Source organism: Streptomyces sp. NPDC079141 (assembly GCF_040686775.1).
Classification (GTDB): Bacteria; Actinomycetota; Actinomycetes; order Streptomycetales; family Streptomycetaceae; genus Streptomyces.
The window spans coordinates 98,679-113,895 of the sequence record NZ_JBFBLP010000017.1 but is presented as its reverse complement, the minus strand read 5'-3'; the positions used below and the strand labels follow the sequence as shown (position 1 = coordinate 113,895).

15 protein-coding genes and 5 tRNA genes are annotated in these 15,217 nt (G+C 69.7%); 14 read left to right on the top strand and 6 right to left on the bottom strand.

What is annotated here, in order from left to right:
* Nucleotides 1-5: 5 nt before the first annotated feature.
* Nucleotides 6-3,722, bottom strand: a complete 3,717-nt coding sequence (locus AB0Q90_RS34110) for a nitrate- and nitrite sensing domain-containing protein (RefSeq protein WP_363162399.1) — start codon at nt 3,720-3,722, stop codon at nt 6-8.
* 574 nt (nt 3,723-4,296) lie between these two features.
* Between AB0Q90_RS34110 and AB0Q90_RS34105 the strand changes: the two genes are divergently transcribed.
* The 3 genes from AB0Q90_RS34105 (at nt 4,297) to gltX (ending at nt 6,827) form a co-directional block, all read left to right on the top strand.
* Nucleotides 4,297-4,485: a hypothetical protein gene (locus AB0Q90_RS34105; protein ID WP_363162398.1), complete on the top strand. Its 189-nt coding sequence runs from the start codon at nt 4,297-4,299 to the stop codon at nt 4,483-4,485.
* Nucleotides 4,486-4,564: 79 nt separating this feature from the next.
* On the top strand, nt 4,565-5,341 hold the full coding sequence (locus tag AB0Q90_RS34100) for a fumarylacetoacetate hydrolase family protein (RefSeq protein ID WP_363162397.1): 777 nt from the start codon (nt 4,565-4,567) through the stop codon (nt 5,339-5,341).
* A complete protein-coding gene (gene gltX / locus AB0Q90_RS34095) occupies nt 5,334-6,827 on the top strand; it encodes a glutamate--tRNA ligase (protein WP_363162396.1) in 1,494 nt (497 codons plus the stop codon). Before AB0Q90_RS34100 ends, gltX begins: the two co-directional genes overlap by 8 nt.
* A gap of 60 nt (nt 6,828-6,887) precedes the next feature.
* Here the strand turns inward: gltX and AB0Q90_RS34090 are convergent, their stop codons facing one another.
* Nucleotides 6,888-7,172, bottom strand: coding sequence for a hypothetical protein (locus AB0Q90_RS34090; RefSeq protein WP_363162395.1), 285 nt, complete (start codon nt 7,170-7,172; stop codon nt 6,888-6,890).
* A gap of 72 nt (nt 7,173-7,244) precedes the next feature.
* Between AB0Q90_RS34090 and AB0Q90_RS34085 the strand changes: the two genes are divergently transcribed.
* The 6 genes from AB0Q90_RS34085 (at nt 7,245) to AB0Q90_RS34060 (ending at nt 8,528) form a co-directional block, all read left to right on the top strand.
* Nucleotides 7,245-7,976: an HAD family hydrolase gene (locus AB0Q90_RS34085; protein ID WP_363162394.1), complete on the top strand. Its 732-nt coding sequence runs from the start codon at nt 7,245-7,247 to the stop codon at nt 7,974-7,976.
* Between the two features lie 91 nt (nt 7,977-8,067).
* Nucleotides 8,068-8,139: transfer RNA gene (locus tag AB0Q90_RS34080), tRNA-Gln, on the top strand.
* Between the two features lie 21 nt (nt 8,140-8,160).
* A tRNA-Glu gene (locus tag AB0Q90_RS34075) sits at nt 8,161-8,233 on the top strand.
* Between the two features lie 29 nt (nt 8,234-8,262).
* Nucleotides 8,263-8,335: transfer RNA gene (locus AB0Q90_RS34070), tRNA-Glu, on the top strand.
* Nucleotides 8,336-8,355: 20 nt separating this feature from the next.
* Nucleotides 8,356-8,427: transfer RNA gene (locus AB0Q90_RS34065), tRNA-Gln, on the top strand.
* A gap of 28 nt (nt 8,428-8,455) precedes the next feature.
* Nucleotides 8,456-8,528, top strand: a tRNA-Glu gene (locus AB0Q90_RS34060).
* Between the two features lie 52 nt (nt 8,529-8,580).
* Here AB0Q90_RS34060 and AB0Q90_RS34055 read toward each other — a convergent pair.
* Nucleotides 8,581-9,225, bottom strand: coding sequence for a MerR family transcriptional regulator (locus AB0Q90_RS34055; RefSeq protein WP_363162393.1), 645 nt, complete (start codon nt 9,223-9,225; stop codon nt 8,581-8,583).
* Between the two features lie 90 nt (nt 9,226-9,315).
* Between AB0Q90_RS34055 and AB0Q90_RS34050 the strand changes: the two genes are divergently transcribed.
* Complete coding sequence (locus tag AB0Q90_RS34050; protein WP_363162392.1) at nt 9,316-9,846, top strand: DUF4188 domain-containing protein; 531 nt, start codon at nt 9,316-9,318, stop codon at nt 9,844-9,846.
* A gap of 70 nt (nt 9,847-9,916) precedes the next feature.
* On the opposite strand, the gene ndgR is transcribed toward AB0Q90_RS34050, so the two are convergent.
* The gene (gene ndgR / locus AB0Q90_RS34045; RefSeq protein WP_015036427.1) at nt 9,917-10,633 is read right to left on the bottom strand and encodes an IclR family transcriptional regulator NdgR; all 717 of its coding nucleotides are present in this window, start codon (nt 10,631-10,633) and stop codon (nt 9,917-9,919) included.
* A 200-nt stretch (nt 10,634-10,833) separates the two neighbouring features.
* Here ndgR and leuC point away from each other — a divergent pair, with 200 nt between their 5' ends.
* The 4 genes from leuC (at nt 10,834) to AB0Q90_RS34025 (ending at nt 14,160) form a co-directional block, all read left to right on the top strand.
* Nucleotides 10,834-12,258: a 3-isopropylmalate dehydratase large subunit gene (leuC, locus tag AB0Q90_RS34040; RefSeq protein WP_363162391.1), complete on the top strand. Its 1,425-nt coding sequence runs from the start codon at nt 10,834-10,836 to the stop codon at nt 12,256-12,258.
* 6 nt (nt 12,259-12,264) lie between these two features.
* Nucleotides 12,265-12,858, top strand: coding sequence for a 3-isopropylmalate dehydratase small subunit (gene leuD / locus AB0Q90_RS34035; protein WP_363162390.1), 594 nt, complete (start codon nt 12,265-12,267; stop codon nt 12,856-12,858).
* A gap of 277 nt (nt 12,859-13,135) precedes the next feature.
* A complete protein-coding gene (locus tag AB0Q90_RS34030; protein ID WP_363162389.1) occupies nt 13,136-13,366 on the top strand; it encodes a hypothetical protein in 231 nt (76 codons plus the stop codon).
* Between the two features lie 137 nt (nt 13,367-13,503).
* Nucleotides 13,504-14,160 carry an HU family DNA-binding protein gene (locus tag AB0Q90_RS34025; protein WP_363162388.1) on the top strand — a complete coding sequence of 219 codons (657 nt, stop codon included), beginning with the start codon at nt 13,504-13,506 and terminating at the stop codon, nt 14,158-14,160.
* Between the two features lie 60 nt (nt 14,161-14,220).
* On the opposite strand, the gene AB0Q90_RS34020 is transcribed toward AB0Q90_RS34025, so the two are convergent.
* Entirely contained in the window at nt 14,221-14,424 is a 204-nt protein-coding gene (locus AB0Q90_RS34020; protein WP_363162387.1) for a hypothetical protein, read from the bottom strand.
* A gap of 43 nt (nt 14,425-14,467) precedes the next feature.
* The gene (cofC, locus tag AB0Q90_RS34015; protein ID WP_363162386.1) at nt 14,468-15,103 is read right to left on the bottom strand and encodes a 2-phospho-L-lactate guanylyltransferase; all 636 of its coding nucleotides are present in this window, start codon (nt 15,101-15,103) and stop codon (nt 14,468-14,470) included.
* Nucleotides 15,104-15,217: the final 114 nt, after the last annotated feature.

Below are 15,217 nucleotides of genomic sequence, written 5' to 3'. Positions count from 1 at the left end.
CTCAACTAACGCTCCTGCTGGTGAGTGGGGCTCGGGAAGCTGCCGGTCTGGCCGTTGCCGGCCTGGCGACCCTGCGCGATACCCCGACGGAGATTGGTCAGCCGGCCGCGTACGTCATCAGGCGCACGCGAGACCTGCGGACCGGCTTGGTGCTGTTGCTGCTGAGCCGTGCCCGGGACAAGGTTCGCCCGGGGCACCCGGCGCGGCAGGCCGGAGGTGGTGACACCGCCCGCGGCCGGCTGCCGGACGCGTTCTGCCTGCCGGACGAGATCGTCGTTCGGCGAGCTGCGCCAGGAAGAGGCGGCGGGGGCACGCTGGGGAGCCGGGGGCACCGACGGCTGCTGCGGAGCCGGAGCCGGCCCGCCCGACTGCGGTCGCTGCTCCTGCTGGCTGCCGTGGAACCAGTTGGTCTCCAGCGTGTCGTACAGCGGCGTACGACCGTCCCCGGCACCGGCCGGCGGCAGCGCCTCCGGCTCGGGACGCGGGGCACGCTGCTGCGGATGCGGCGGGACCGGCGGCTGTGGGGTGCCGTAGCCGGAGCCGCCGTTTGCCTGCGGGCGCTCGAACTGGCCGGTGGAGCCGTTGTCGTACGCCTGCGGAGCCGGGAACTGACCGGTGGTACCGGGGTTGTTCTGCCCGGAGCCGTAGTAGTCCGGACGAGCGAACTGGCCCGTGTCCTGGCCCTGGTTCTGCGGACCGTTCGCACCGGGGCGGGCGAACTGGCCGGTGTTCTGCGGGTCGTTCGCACCGGGGCGGGCGAACTGGCCCGTGTTCTGCGGGTCGTACGCACCCGGTGCCTGGGCGGCGAAGTCCGGGCGAGCGAACTCGCCGGTGCTGCCGGGGCCCTGGCGGACGTCGTTGCGCGGGATCGCCGGCATCTCCGTGGTCGCGCCCGGGCCCTGCCGGTCGTCGATCCGCGGCATCCGCGAGGTCTGGGAGGGGTCCTGCTCGTCGTGCCCGCGCGGGGTGTCGAGCGAGGCGCGCGGCACCGGCGGCTGCGCGTTCTCGTCGCTCCAGCTGGGCGTGCGGGGCTGCGGGTTGCCGCCCGGCAGCTCGGCCCGCGGACCGCCGCGGCCCGGCAGCTGCGGCCGCCGCCCACGACGACCGCCGCCACCCTGCTCGGCGTTGCTCTTCGAGGACTGAGGGGGCTGCGGAGCCTGAGGCGCCTGCGGCGCCACGGGACGGCTGCCGCCGAACATGTCCGAGGCGTGCGGCGTACCACCGGCACCCGCGGCCTGCAGACCCTGCGGCGCACCCGGCCCCTGGCCGAAGCCGGCGGCGGACGGAGCCGGCCTGCCCGCGGCGGGCCCGGCCGGAGCCTGCGGACCGCGCGGGGCACCCGGGCGTCCGTCACCGTCGCGTCCGGGCAGCGCGGCCCGCGGTCCCTGACCGGCACCGAGCCGGCCACCGGAGGGCGCACCGGCGCCGAGGGCACCGGCACCGGGAGCACCGCCGAGGGCACCGCCCTGGGCCGAGCGCCGTGCGGCGGCCGCACCGGCGGCGGCCTGCGCGGCGGCGGGGCCACCGGCGGACGGGGCACCCTGGCCCGGCTTGCCGGGAGCGGGCTTCTTGCCGCCCTGGGCGACATCGACGGGCAGCATGACCAGCGCGGTCGTGCCACCGGAGTCGGACGGACGCAGCTGGATGCGGATGCCGTGCCGCTGCGACAGACGACCGACCACGAAGAGGCCCATGCGGCGGGAGACGGAGACGTCCACGGTGGGCGGCGAGGCAAGCCGCTCGTTGATCGCCGCGAGGTCCTCGGGGGACAGGCCGATACCGGTGTCGTGGATCTCGATCAGCACGCGGCCGTCGGGCAGCGCGTGACCGGTGACCTTGACCTTGGTCTGCGGGGAGGAGAACGAGGTGGCGTTCTCCAGCAGCTCGGCGAGCAGGTGCACGAGGTCGTTGACCACACGGCCGGCCACTTCGGTGGTCGGTACGGCGGCCAGCTCGATGCGCTCGTACTGCTCCACCTCGGACGCGGCGGCGCGGAGCACGTCGACCAGCGGGACCGGACGGGTCCAGCGGCGGCCGGGCTCTTCACCCGCGAGAACGAGGAGGTTCTCACCGTTACGGCGCATACGCGTCGCGAGGTGGTCGAGCTTGAAGAGGGAGGACAGCTGGTCCGGGTCGGCCTCGCGGGACTCCAGCTCGGAGATCAGCGAGAGCTGGCGCTGGATAAGACCCTGGGAGCGGCGCGAGAGGTTGGTGAACATCGCGTTGACGTTGCCCCGGAGAAGGGCCTGCTCGGCGGCGAGGCGGACCGCCTCGCGGTGCACGTCGTCGAAGGCCGCGGCCACCCGGCCGATCTCGTCCCGGGAGTGCACACCGACCGACTCCACGGACGTGTCGACGTCCTGCGGGTCGGACTCGGACAGCTGCTTGACCAGCTCGGGCAGACGGTCGGAGGCGACCTTGGTGGCGGTCTCCTCAAGGCGGCGCAGCGAGCGGATCATGGACCGGGCCACGACGAAGGCGCCGACCAGCGACACACCGAGCACGAGCAGGATGATCGCACCGGAGATGATCGCGTCGCGCTCCGACTCGTTGCGCAGCTCGCGGGCCTTCTGCTCCATCTTTTCGAGCAGCGTGTGCTCGATGTTGCCCATCTGCTCGATCTTGATCGAGCTGTCGTCCACCCAGTCCTTGTACGAGCGCTTGTCCACCGAGGCCAGACCGCTGGTGATGGCGCGGTCGCCGTAGGTGTCGGTGGCCTGGATCGTGGAGTTGTTCTCCTCGACGGGCTTGAGGAGCTCGGCGGCCTCGTCACCGCCGTAGATGGCCTTGAAGCTGGCCAGCTCGGAGGTCTGGCTCGCCAGCGCCGACTGGGCGTACAGGCGGTCGTTGTCCGAGAGGTTGCCGGTCTGCTTGGTGTTCACCGGCAGGGCGGCGGCGAGCACGGCGCGCTGGATGGAGGCGTACTCCTTGGCGGAGGAGAAGGCCGCCAGGGAGCGCGTGCGCTCGATCATCTCCGGGTTGCTGGTCGCCTCGGCCATGTCACGGGAGAGGTCCAGCAGACGCTCGACCAGCCGGTGGTAGGCCTCGATCGTCTGCGTGGAGTTGTCCTCGGCCTGGTAGGCGTCCCGGCGGATGCTGCTCAGCGTGCGCAGGTCACGGACGACACCGACGAGGGTGTCGTGGACGCCCTGGAGGCTGCCGTCGGCGCTGGAGGTGTCGACCTCTTCGGCGGACTCGATGAAGTTCTCGCGCAGCCGGTCCGTCTTGGCCCGGTAGCCCTTGACCGTGTAGTCGGTCGTCGCGTTCGCGCCGTGCGCCAGCGGGCCGGCGGACTGGTCGCGCTCCTCCTGGAGCGCGGCGGCCAGCTCGGTGGCCTGCTTGGTCATCTCCGTCAGCAGCTTCATGTTGTCGAGCTGCTGCATGTCGTCCATGGAGTCGCTGATTCGCAGCGCGCCGAGCGAGGTGGCCGCGACCACCGGGAGCGCGAGCAGCGACACCAGGCGCGTGGAGATACGCCAGTTGCGCAGGGCTATTCGCGGGCCCGGGTTGACGGGGCCCTTCGGGGGCTTGACCGTCGGGGCCGTGGGGTTCGCGGGGCCCGAAGAGGCCGTACCGCCGGGCCGCCCGGCACCGTCGCCGACCGGAATCTGGCCCGGGTTCTGGGCGTGCTGGGGCGAGGAGCTGCCGGCCATCGGGCCAGTCCCGCCGTGCGGCTCCGGCTCCGCCGAAGCGCTGCCATCCCTCTTGAAACGTCCCTGCACTAGCGTCGCAACCTCTGGACCAGGCGCCCCTCCGCGTGAACGGAAGGACGGTGTCGGCGTAATAGAGGACGTCCTGAATTACGTCCTCTGATGGTCGTGAGTGACCGGCGCTGGTTTCCCCCTTCCGCCGCCGCTCGGCGCTGCGTTGCGCCCCCTGCGCGCCGGCTCGATCCTGCGGCGGTCCGTGGAATTCCAGCACAGTGCCGGATCTCCAACAAGGGCCGTGTGCCAGGCCGTGACCTAGGTGACACCAAGTGAGCATCGAGTCACCGGTCGTAGAAAGGGAACTATCAGAAACCGGACTGATTTGGGCGAACCGGCAAGGTGCGGAGGGTGTCCCAGTCGCCATGATCAGGAGCGGAATGGTGGGTTCAGGGGGTCAATGTCCGTTTCGTTGGGGTGGGTTGCAGGCCTGATTTGACCGGTTTGACCTCGCGGTCGTGAGGAAACTCACACGGAGATCATGGGGTCTTCACGTCTTCCCGGGGGAATCGCATGTTTAGCCTGACGCTTTACAAGAGGGCGCTTACTGCCCACTCCCGGCCACCCCACACGAACAGGGCTACGTACAACCGTGAAGACGACGACGATGTTCCGCAACATAGCCAACCCGCGGCGCACGACGCTGGCGCACCTCGAAGACGCCGACGACCTGCAGACCCCGGAGCTCCCGGAGCACTCCGTCGACCTCCCGGCCCAGACCGCCAACCCGCGGCGTACGGTCCTCATGGAGATGCCGGTGGCGGCCACCGTCGCGGAGTAATCACGCGAGGCGCCGACCCCTGACCACGTTAGCCTGGAGCGTCAGACTCCAGCCAGCTCAGTGAGGGGCGCAGCATCCCGTGCGCATCGCCAGGTTCTCCATCGACGGGAACGTCGCCTTCGGCGCGGTCGAGGGCGACAAGCCGGACGAGCTCGTCCTCGACATCATCAAGGGCATCCCGTTCGCGGACTTCGAGCTCTCCGGCACCAAGGTGCCGCTGAGCAAGGTCCGGCTGCTGCCCCCGGTGCTTCCCAACAAGGTCGTGGCCTTCGGGCGCAACTACGCCGAGCACGCGAAGGAACTGGGCAACGAGGTCCCGGACGCCCCCTTCGCCTTCTTCAAGCCGTCCACCTCCGTGATCGGCCCCGGCGACGCCATCCAGTACCCCTCCTTCTCGGAGGAACTGCACCACGAGGCCGAGCTCGCCGTCGTGATCGGCCGCATGTGCCGCGAGGTCCCGCGCGAGCGCGTCAAGGACGTGATCCTCGGCTACACCTGCGCCAACGACATCACCGCCCGTGACGTCCAGCGGCGCGAGAAGCAGTGGGCCCGGGCCAAGGGCTTCGACACCTCCTGTCCGCTGGGCCCCTGGATCGAGACGGAGCTGGACCCCTCCGACCTGACCGTCCAGCTCACGGTCAACGGCCAGCAGCGCCAGCTCGGCCGCACCAGCGAGATGATCCACCCGATCGAGGATCTGATCGCCAACATCTCCGAGGCCATGACGCTGCTCCCCGGCGACGTGATCCTCACGGGCACCCCCGCTGGGGTCGGCCCCCTCGCTGTCGGCGACGAGGTCTCCGTCAGCATCGAAGGCATCGGCACTCTCACCAACAAGGTTGTCAAGCGTGGCTAGCGCACCCGGTTCTCCCGTACGCGTCCGTTTCTGCCCGTCGCCCACCGGTAACCCGCACGTGGGCCTGGTCCGCACCGCCCTGTTCAACTGGGCGTTCGCGCGTCACCACGGCGGCAGCGGCGCCAAATTCGTATTCCGCATCGAGGACACCGACGCCGCCCGCGACTCCGAGGAGTCGTACAACCAGCTGCTGGACTCGATGCGCTGGCTGGGCTTCGACTGGGACGAGGGCCCCGAGGTCGGCGGCCCGCACGCGCCGTACCGCCAGTCGCAGCGCATGGACCTGTACAAGGACGTCGCGGCCAAGCTCCTGGAGGCCGGCCACGCCTACCACTGCTACTGCTCCCAGGAGGAGCTGGACAGCCGCCGCGAGGCCGCCCGCGCCGCCGGCAAGCCGTCCGGCTACGACGGCCACTGCCGCGACCTGAGCGCGGCGCAGGTCGCCGAGTACCAGGCCCAGGGCCGCACCCCGATCGTCCGCTTCCGCATGCCGGACGAGACGATCACCTTCACCGACCTGGTCCGCGGCGAACTGACCTTCACCCCGGAGAACGTCCCGGACTACGGCATCGTCCGCGCCAACGGCGCCCCGCTGTACACGCTGGTGAACCCCGTCGACGACGCCCTGATGGAGATCACCCACGTCCTGCGCGGCGAGGACCTCCTGTCCTCGACGCCCCGTCAGATCGCCCTGTACAAGGCGCTGATCGAGCTCGGCATCGCCAAGGAGACCCCCTCCTTCGGCCACCTGCCGTACGTCATGGGCGAGGGCAACAAGAAGCTGTCCAAGCGCGACCCGCAGTCCTCGCTCAACCTCTACCGCGAGCGCGGCTTCCTGCCCGAGGGCCTCCTCAACTACCTCTCCCTCCTTGGCTGGTCGCTCTCGGCCGACCAGGACATCTTCACGATGGACGAGATGGTCGCGGCCTTCGACGTCACGGACGTGAACCCCAACCCGGCCCGCTTCGACCTGAAGAAGTGCGAGTCGATCAACGGCGACCACATCCGCATGCTCGACGTGAAGGACTTCACCGAGCGCTGCGCCCCGTGGCTGAAGGCCCCGTTCGCCCCCTGGGCCCCCGAGGACTTCGACGACGCCAAGTGGCAGGCCGTCGCCCCGCACGCGCAGACCCGCCTCAAGGTCCTGTCCGAGATCACCGACAACGTCGACTTCCTCTTCCTCCCGGAGCCGGTCTTCGACGAGGCCTCGTGGACCAAGGCGATGAAGGAGGGCTCGGACGCCCTGCTGGTCACCGCCCGCGAGAAGCTGGACGCCGCCGACTGGACCTCGGCCGAGTCCCTGAAGGAGGCCGTCCTGGCCGCCGGCGAGGCCCACGGCCTCAAGCTCGGCAAGGCCCAGGCCCCGGTCCGCGTGGCCGTCACCGGCCGCACGGTCGGCCTGCCGCTCTTCGAGTCCCTGGAAATCCTGGGCAAGGAGACGACGCTGTCCCGCATCGACGCGGCGCTGGCGAAGCTGGCCGCGTAACGCACGCACACGCACAGGGGCGGCACCCGGAAATCCGGGTGCCGCCCCTGTGTGTTGCGGTCACTGCGCGTCGGCTTCGTCGATCAGGTAGGCGCTCTCGTCGAAGATCTCCAGTACGACGACGACCATGATCGCGCCGGCCACCATGTACTCCAGCATCACGCCGGGGGCGACATACGCCTTGCGCAGATGCTCGTCGGGGCCCAGCTGAGCGGTCGAGTGCTTCCGGAACGGATCACGCGCCAGTATCCGCACGGCCCTGTCCAAGTGGTCCTGGCGCGAGGGGGGCAGAGCGTCGTAGGCCGCACGGGCCTCGACGGTGAACCGGACGCGGCGTTCGCTCATGGCCCCAGTGTGCCAGCGGGCCTCTTCGCCGTTCCCGGGACGGGCTCCCCGGTGCGGAGTTACCGTCGGATCATGAGGATTCGGGCGGTGGTCTGGGACGTTGACGACACGATCTTCGACTACACCAGCGCCGACCGCACCGGCATGCGCGAACACCTCACGGCCGAGGGCCTCCTGGAGAGCTTCGGGAGCGCCGAGGAGGCCCTCGTCCGCTGGCGCGAGTGCACCGACGCCCACTGGGCCCGGTTCGCGGCCGGGGAGGCGAGCTTCGAGGGTCAGCGCCGGGACCGCGTACGGGCGTTCCTGGACGAGCCGCTGAGCGACGTCGAGGCCGACGACTGGTTCCGCCGGTACATGGGCCACTACGAGGCCGCCTGGGCCCTCTTCCCGGACGTCCTGCCCGTGCTGGACAGCCTCGCCGACAGTCACCGGCACGCGGTGCTGTCCAACTCCAGCCTGGCCGTCCAGGACCACAAGCTGCGGGTCCTCGGGGTGCGGGACCGCTTCGAGACCGTCCTGTGCGCCGCGGAGCTCGGCGTCTCCAAGCCCGAGGCAGAGGCCTTCCTGGCCGCCTGCGACGCCCTGGCGCTCGCGCCGCACGAGGTGGCGTACGTCGGGGACCATCCGCAGATCGACGGACGGGGCGCCGCCGACGCAGGTCTGCTGTCGGTGTGGATCGACCGCCCCGGCGCGGTCACCGGCGCCGACGCACCGGCCGGTCCGCTCCGGATCGCCACCCTCGCCGAACTCCCCGCGATCCTTGGCGCGGATACCCGTTTTGGAGCCCCGTCCACCTTCGGGTAATGTTCTTCCTGCGCCGCCGGGGAGCGGGCCGAAAGGCCGGGAACCGGAGGAGCAAACTAGAACAAAATCCCCTCAAGGGCTTGCGTTCCAGTGGCCTATGGTGTAATTGGCAGCACGACTGATTCTGGTTCAGTTAGTCTTGGTTCGAGTCCAGGTAGGCCAGCTCGCAGAGCTTATCTGCAAAGCCCCCGTTGTGTAGCGGCCTAGCACGCTGCCCTCTCAAGGCAGTAGCGCCGGTTCGAATCCGGTCGGGGGTACGGTGATCTCTCGCAAGATGATCGCTAGGGCCCCCGTTGTGTAGCGGCCTAGCACGCCGCCCTCTCAAGGCGGTAGCGCCGGTTCGAATCCGGTCGGGGGTACTGACTGGTCTAAACCACTTTGGTCTATGGTGTAATTGGCAGCACGACTGATTCTGGTTCAGTTAGTCTTGGTTCGAGTCCAGGTAGACCAGCTCGGACCTGCGGAAACGCAGTGTCCAGGCCCCCGTTGTGTAGCGGCCTAGCACGCCGCCCTCTCAAGGCGGTAGCGCCGGTTCGAATCCGGTCGGGGGTACGTAGAGGAAGGCCCTCCACTTCGGTGTGGGGCCTTCGTCGTTCCCGCGGGCCTACTCGAAGCCGTACCTGCGCGTCGACTCCTCCTCCTGGGCCAGCCGGTGCAGCGCCTGCAGCATCGGCTCGACGAGCACCACGCCCAGCACCGCCACCTCCACCTTCTCGGTCTCGGACACATACGACTCCATGAAGTCCATGTCCAGCTCGGCCGCTTGGCGCATCAATCGGGCGTAGGGCACGAGCGTTTCGGTACTCCAGTCGTAGCCGATACGGCGCAGCGCGGCCGCCGCCACGACCAGGGAACGGAAGGACGGGGAGGCCGGCGCCAGGGACAGTGCGTTGGACCACCCCAGCGTCCTGAGCAACTCCTCCATCGCGACCCGCGCGCCCTGCACGAACTCGTCGTCCGCGTCCGGCTCCGGCACCTGGGGCATCGCCCAGACCGAGGCGCCCAGGCGGAGCGCGCGGGGCAGCGAGTCGTCGTCGACATGCCCCAGCACCTCCCTGACCGTGGCCACCGGCACCTTGCCGACCTGGATCATCGCGCGGACCAGCCGCAGTCGGCGCAGATGCTCCTCGTCGTACTCGGCGGTGGTCGCGTTGATCTGGCGGCCGGGCGCCAACAGCCCTTCGCGCAGGTAGTACTTGATCGTCGCGGTGGACACCCCGCTGCGCTCGCTCAGTTCGGCCAGCCGCATCTCTTGCGCCTTTCTTTGGGGAGTGCCACTATCCAAGCACTGCCCAGAAGGATAGCGCCGCTATCCGAGGACGGATCCGTTGGGGGAGACATGTTCGCGAAGCCGGTGCTGGGGCGTACGACCGCCGACACCGAGGGTGATGTGGTCGTCCTGCTGATCGGGATGCGGATCAACCACTTCTGGGCGGTGCACCAGTGGGGTCTGGTGATGGTGTCGATGTTCCGCATGCTGGCGGCGCTGGCGAAGGACCCGAGCCGGGGGCTCCTGGGCAAGGTGATGCTGACGGCGTCGCCGCGGACGTACTACATCGTCCAGTACTGGGAGTCCAAGGAGAAGCTCTACGCCTACGCCCACGCGCCCGAGATGCTCCACCACCGGATGTGGGCCCTGCTCAACCGCAAGGAGCGGGAGGGCAAGGCGAACGGGCACGTGGGGATCTGGCACGAGGCCTATGTGGTGCCCGAGGGGTCCTACGAGGCGATCTACGGCGACATGCCGGCGTTCGGACTCGCGGCGGCACACGGGCAGGTGCCGCTGGAGCGGCGGGGGCGCTATGCCAAGGACCGGTTCGCGTACCGCTCGAAGGCGGAGCAGCCCGAGGCGGCCGAAGAAGCCGGGTGACGGGGGAATCGGGGGAGCGAGGAGGGCCTGCCGCGGCGTTGAGGCAGGCCCTCCTCGGCGTTTCCGTCGGTCAGCCGGTGCGGCGCAGGGCCTCCGAGAGGCGGGCGGCCGCGTCGATGACCGCCTGGGCGTGCATACGGCCCGGGTGGCGCGTCAGGCGCTCGATGGGGCCGGAGACCGAGACGGCGGCCACCACGCGGTTGGAGGGGCCGCGCACGGGCGCGGAGACGGACGCGACGCCCGGCTCCCGCTCGCCGATCGACTGGGCCCAGCCACGGCGCCGTACGCCCGACAGGGCCGTCGCCGTGAAGCGGGCGCCCTGCAGGCCCCGGTGCAGGCGCTCCGGCTCCTCCCAGGCCATCAGGATCTGGGCCGAGGAACCGGCCTTCATCGTGAGCGTCGAGCCGACCGGGACCGTGTCCCGCAGGCCGGACAGACGCTCCGCCGCGGCGACGCAGATGCGCATGTCGCCCTGGCGGCGGTAGAGCTGGGCGCTCTCGCCCGTGACATCCCGGAGATGGGTGAGCACCGGGCCGGCCGTGGCGAGGAGACGATCCTCACCGGCCGCCGCGGCCAGTTCCGCGAGGCGGGGGCCGAGAATGAAACGGCCCTGCATGTCGCGCGCCACCATGCGGTGGTGTTCCAGAGCCACGGCCAGACGGTGAGCCGTGGGTCGTGCCAGTCCGGTCGCCGCGACCAAGCCCGCGAGGGTGGCCGGACCGGACTCCAGGGCGCTCAGGACAAGGGCTGCCTTGTCCAGAACGCCGACGCCGCTACTGTTGTCCATGCAACGATACTTGCGTCTCACTCTGTGAAACGCAAGTTCAATTTTCCGTGGAACACGCCACTCTGGAATCACGAAGGCAGAGCGGCCCGTGAACCGAAGCGGGCCTGGCGGCGGGCGCCCGGACAGGGGCGCGGGCGGCAGTCGCCTCCTCAAGATCTCTAGTTGGGCCGGTGGACCGTATGCCGGCCGGAGGGAAAGCGATGGGTAGGACACTCGCGGAGAAGGTCTGGGACGACCATGTCGTCCGGCGCGCCGAGGGCGAGCCCGACCTCCTCTTCATCGATCTGCACCTGCTGCACGAAGTGACCAGCCCGCAGGCCTTCGACGGTCTGCGCAAGAGCGGTCGCCAGGTGCGCCGCCTCGACCTCACCATCGCCACCGAGGATCACAACACCCCGACCCTCGACATCGACAAGCCCATCGCCGACCCGGTCTCCCGGGTCCAGCTGGAGACGCTGCGCAAGAACGCCGCCGAGTTCGGCGTGCGCCTGCACCCGCTGGGCGACGTCGAGCAGGGCGTCGTCCACGTCGTGGGCCCTCAGCTGGGTCTGACCCAGCCCGGCATGACGGTCGTCTGCGGCGACTCCCACACCTCCACGCACGGCGCCTTCGGCGGTCTGGCGTTCGGCATCGGCACCTCCCAGGTGGAGCACGTGCTGGCCACCCAGACGCTGCCGCTGGTCCGCCCCAAGACCATGGCCATCACGGTCAACGGCGAACTGCCCGACGGCGTCACCGCCAAGGACCTGATCCTGGCGATCATCGCCAAGATCGGTACGGGCGGCGGCCAGGGCTACGTCCTGGAGTACCGCGGCTCCGCCATCGAGAAGCTCTCGATGGAGGCCCGGATGACCATCTGCAACATGTCGATCGAGGCCGGCGCCCGCGCGGGCATGATCGCCCCCGACCAGACCACCTTCGACTACCTCGAAGGCCGTCCGCACGCCCCCAAGGGCGAGGACTGGGACGCGGCCGTCGCGTACTGGAAGACGCTGAAGACGGACGAGGACGCCGAGTTCGACGCCGAGGTCGTCATCGAGGCCGCCGAGCTGTCGCCGTTCGTCACCTGGGGCACCAACCCCGGGCAGGGCGCTCCGCTTTCGGCGTCCGTCCCCGACCCTGCTTCGTACGAAGACGCTTCGGAGCGCCTCGCCGCCGAAAAGGCCCTGGAATACATGGGGTTGGAGGCCGGCCAGCCGCTGCGCTCCATCAAGGTGGACACCGTCTTCGTAGGCTCGTGCACCAACGGCCGCATCGAGGACCTGCGCGCCGCCGCCGAGCTCGTCAAGGGCCGCAAAGTCGCCGACGGCGTACGGATGCTGGTCGTCCCGGGCTCCGCGCGGGTCGGTCTGCAGGCCGTCTCCGAGGGCCTGGACGTCGTCTTCAAGGAGGCCGGCGCCGAATGGCGGCACGCGGGCTGCTCGATGTGTCTGGGCATGAACCCCGACCAGCTGGCCCCGGGTGAACGCTCCGCGTCCACCTCCAACCGCAACTTCGAGGGCAGGCAGGGCAAGGGCGGCCGTACCCACCTGGTGTCGCCGCAGGTCGCCGCCGCGACCGCGGTGCTGGGCCACCTGGCCTCGCCCGCCGACCTGTCCGACGCCCCCGTGCCCGCTGGAGTCTGAGAAGTCATGGAAGCATTCACCAAGCACACCGGCCGGGCCGTCCCGCTGCGCCGCTCCAACGTCGACACCGACCAGATCATCCCTGCTCACTGGCTCAAGAAGGTGACCCGGGACGGGTTCGAGGACGGGCTGTTCGAGGCCTGGCGCAAGGACGAGACGTTCATCCTCAACCAGCCCGAGCGCAAGGGCGCCACGGTTCTGGTCGCCGGCCCCGACTTCGGCACCGGCTCCTCCCGTGAGCACGCCGTCTGGGCGCTGCAGAACTACGGCTTCAAGGCCGTCATCTCCTCTCGCTTCGCCGACATCTTCCGCGGCAACTCGCTCAAGAACGGCCTGCTCACGGTGGTTCTGGAGCAGAAGATCGTGGACGCGCTGCAGGAGCTCACCGAGAACGACCCGCAGGCCGAGATCACGGTCGACCTGGAGGCCCGCGAGGTGCGCGCCGAGGGCATCACCGCCTCCTTCGAGCTGGACGAGAACTCCCGCTGGCGGCTGCTGAACGGGCTGGACGACATCTCCATCACCCTCCAGAACGAGGCCGACATCGCCGCCTACGAGGCCAAGCGGCCGTCGTACAAGCCGCAGACGCTCCAGGCGTGACGCCGGGAGCCCTCCGGAGCAACTGAACAGGTCGAGTTTCGGCCACCGCAACACCCCCGCCGTACCCCCGATCAGCCCGATCGGGGGTACAGCCTTGTCAGCACCCGAACGGCCCCGAGCGGCGCGCTAGCTGTCCTCAACTTCCCACGTTACAAAGGTTGTTGTTGGGGTACGCGAGCCTGGAAGCCGCGGCTCCCGCCGGTGCCCGGAAGGCCGTTTGAGGCGGCAGTTGCACCCTGAGCAGGCGACAACTCGCCCCAGATGGCACAATCTGTGCATGGAACACGACGGCCAACTCGAGCTCTATGCGGCAGTCGCGAACCAACTCAAGGAAGCGCACACAACAGTGCGCGCACTGCAAGTCCCGGAGGGCGTACGGATGGCGCTGACCCGGAAGCTGCTGGTCATTACGGCCGCGGCCAAGCACGATCTCGCCGATGCGGCAAGGCGTCTGGAGGCGTTCAGGGCGGACCTCGACGCGGGTCGATTCCCCGAAGAGGAACGCTGAGCACTCCAGAGACGGCCGAGTCCGTTGCGGCACAAGGGTGATAAGCCCGTTTCGTGTTTGATTTGCGGTATATATCTGCCTAACGTGCGAAAAAGCTTGAACACTTTCGTTCTGGCAATGTCTCCGAAGGGGAAGACGTGAACAAGGCGCAGCTCGTAGAAGCGATTGCCGACAAGCTCGGTGGCCGTCAGCAGGCCGCCGACGCAGTCGACGCGGTCCTGGACGCCATCGTCCGCGCGACGGTTGCGGGCGACCGGGTCTCGGTCACCGGCTTCGGTTCGTTCGAGAAGGTCGACCGTCCGGCCCGTTACGCCCGCAACCCCCAGACGGGCGAGCGGGTTCGGGTCAAGAAGACCTCCGTTCCGCGCTTCCGTGCGGGTCAGGGCTTCAAGGACCTGGTGAGCGGCACGAAGAAGCTCCCGCGCGGCGGCGAGGTCGCCGTCAAGAAGGCGCCCAAGGGCAGCCTGACCGGTGGGGCTGCCGCAACGGTCAAGAAGGCCGCCGCGAAGAAGGCGACCACGAAGGCCGCCGCCGCGAAGAAGGCCACGGCGAAGAAGACCACGGCCAAGAAGGTCACGGCCGCGGCGAAGAAGACCACGGCGAAGAAGGCTCCCGCCAAGAAGGCCACCACCAAGACGGCCGCGGCGAAGAAGGCGACCACGAAGACGGCCGCCGCGAAGAAGACCGCGGCCAAGAAGGCGCCGGCGAAGAAGGCGACCGCCAAGAAGGCCCCGGCCAAGAAGTCGACGGCCCGCAAGACCACCGCCAAGAAGGCCACCGCCCGCAAGAGGTAAGAGCGCAGGGGCACTCACGCGCCGGGCCGGACTCCGTCGGGAGTCCGGCCCGCGGCGTGTTTACAGGGTCTGGAGCGTGACGAGGGTGATCCGGGGGGTGTCCTTCGGCCCCTCCACCTCGATGCGGACGCGCTGGCCGGGGCGCAGCAGCCGCAGCCCGCCCTGGTCGAAGGCCGCCGCGTCGAAGGGCATGGGCGTGCCGTCGTCCAGGAGGACCTGGCCGCTGCGGGTTTCGGGGTCGTACGTGTATGCGGTCGCCTGCATGACGCTCAGCGTAGTGCGTACGGGGCGACACGGCCCCGCGGCCCTAGGGGGTGATCAGCAACCTCGCCGACACCTCCGCCGTATGACGCCCCACTCCCAGCAGCAGCGCCGCCCGCAGATCGTCGCCGGTGTCCACGTCCTGGCGTACGGAATCCACCGCGTCGAGGGGCAGTTCCATGGCACCCGAGGCGCGGTGGCGGGCGCGGGAATCGGTGCCGAATGCGGGCAGCAATTCCATGCCCGGAGTCGCGGCCAACAGTGTCGTGCCGATTGCCGCCGCGTCCGGAAGAAAAGCGCGGGGGAATTCAGCTGCGGCTTCCAGTACCAAGGTCAATTCCGCGGGCCGCAGGGCCGGAAGATCGGCGTTCAGCGCCGCGACGGGGGTTTGGGGTCGCGAAGCGCGTACCGCCGTCGCTCCGTGCGCCAGCGCGGCGTTCAGGCCCGCGCGCGGCTCGTCGGGGACGATCCGGGCGCCCAGGGCGGCCAGCCGCCGGCCGGCCAGGGCGTCGTCCGTGACGACCGCCACATCCCGCACCGCCGGGCTGGCCAGCGCGGCTGTCACGGTGTCCTCGGCGAAGGCGAGGGCGAGGGCCGGCCGCAGCTCGTCGGCGGCGGCGTCGGAGAGCCTGCTCTTGGCCAGGGCCAGAGGTTTCAGGGGTATGACCAAGGTCCACTGCACCAGCGTTCCGTCCCTCTCTTGTCGCGGCCATTGTCACCCGGCTTTCACACCGGGCATCTGGCGGCCCGGCCGTCGGGGCGTACGGTGTTCTCGACAGACGGTCGGCCCGGGGCG

Bases quoted from the DNA above. Each gene is read 5' to 3' on its own strand.
- AB0Q90_RS34090 (WP_363162395.1), bottom strand. From the start codon at position 7,172: ATGAGCGAACGCCGCGTCCGGTTCACCGTCGAGGCCCGTGCGGCCTAC.
- AB0Q90_RS34085 (WP_363162394.1), top strand. From the start codon at position 7,245: ATGAGGATTCGGGCGGTGGTCTGGGACGTTGACGACACGATCTTCGAC.
- AB0Q90_RS34055 (WP_363162393.1), bottom strand. From the start codon at position 9,225: ATGCGGCTGGCCGAACTGAGCGAGCGCAGCGGGGTGTCCACCGCGACG.
- AB0Q90_RS34050 (WP_363162392.1), top strand. From the start codon at position 9,316: ATGTTCGCGAAGCCGGTGCTGGGGCGTACGACCGCCGACACCGAGGGT.
- ndgR (WP_015036427.1), bottom strand. From the start codon at position 10,633: ATGGACAACAGTAGCGGCGTCGGCGTTCTGGACAAGGCAGCCCTTGTC.
- leuC (WP_363162391.1), top strand. From the start codon at position 10,834: ATGGGTAGGACACTCGCGGAGAAGGTCTGGGACGACCATGTCGTCCGG.
- leuD (WP_363162390.1), top strand. From the start codon at position 12,265: ATGGAAGCATTCACCAAGCACACCGGCCGGGCCGTCCCGCTGCGCCGC.
- AB0Q90_RS34030 (WP_363162389.1), top strand. From the start codon at position 13,136: ATGGAACACGACGGCCAACTCGAGCTCTATGCGGCAGTCGCGAACCAA.
- AB0Q90_RS34020 (WP_363162387.1), bottom strand. From the start codon at position 14,424: ATGCAGGCGACCGCATACACGTACGACCCCGAAACCCGCAGCGGCCAG.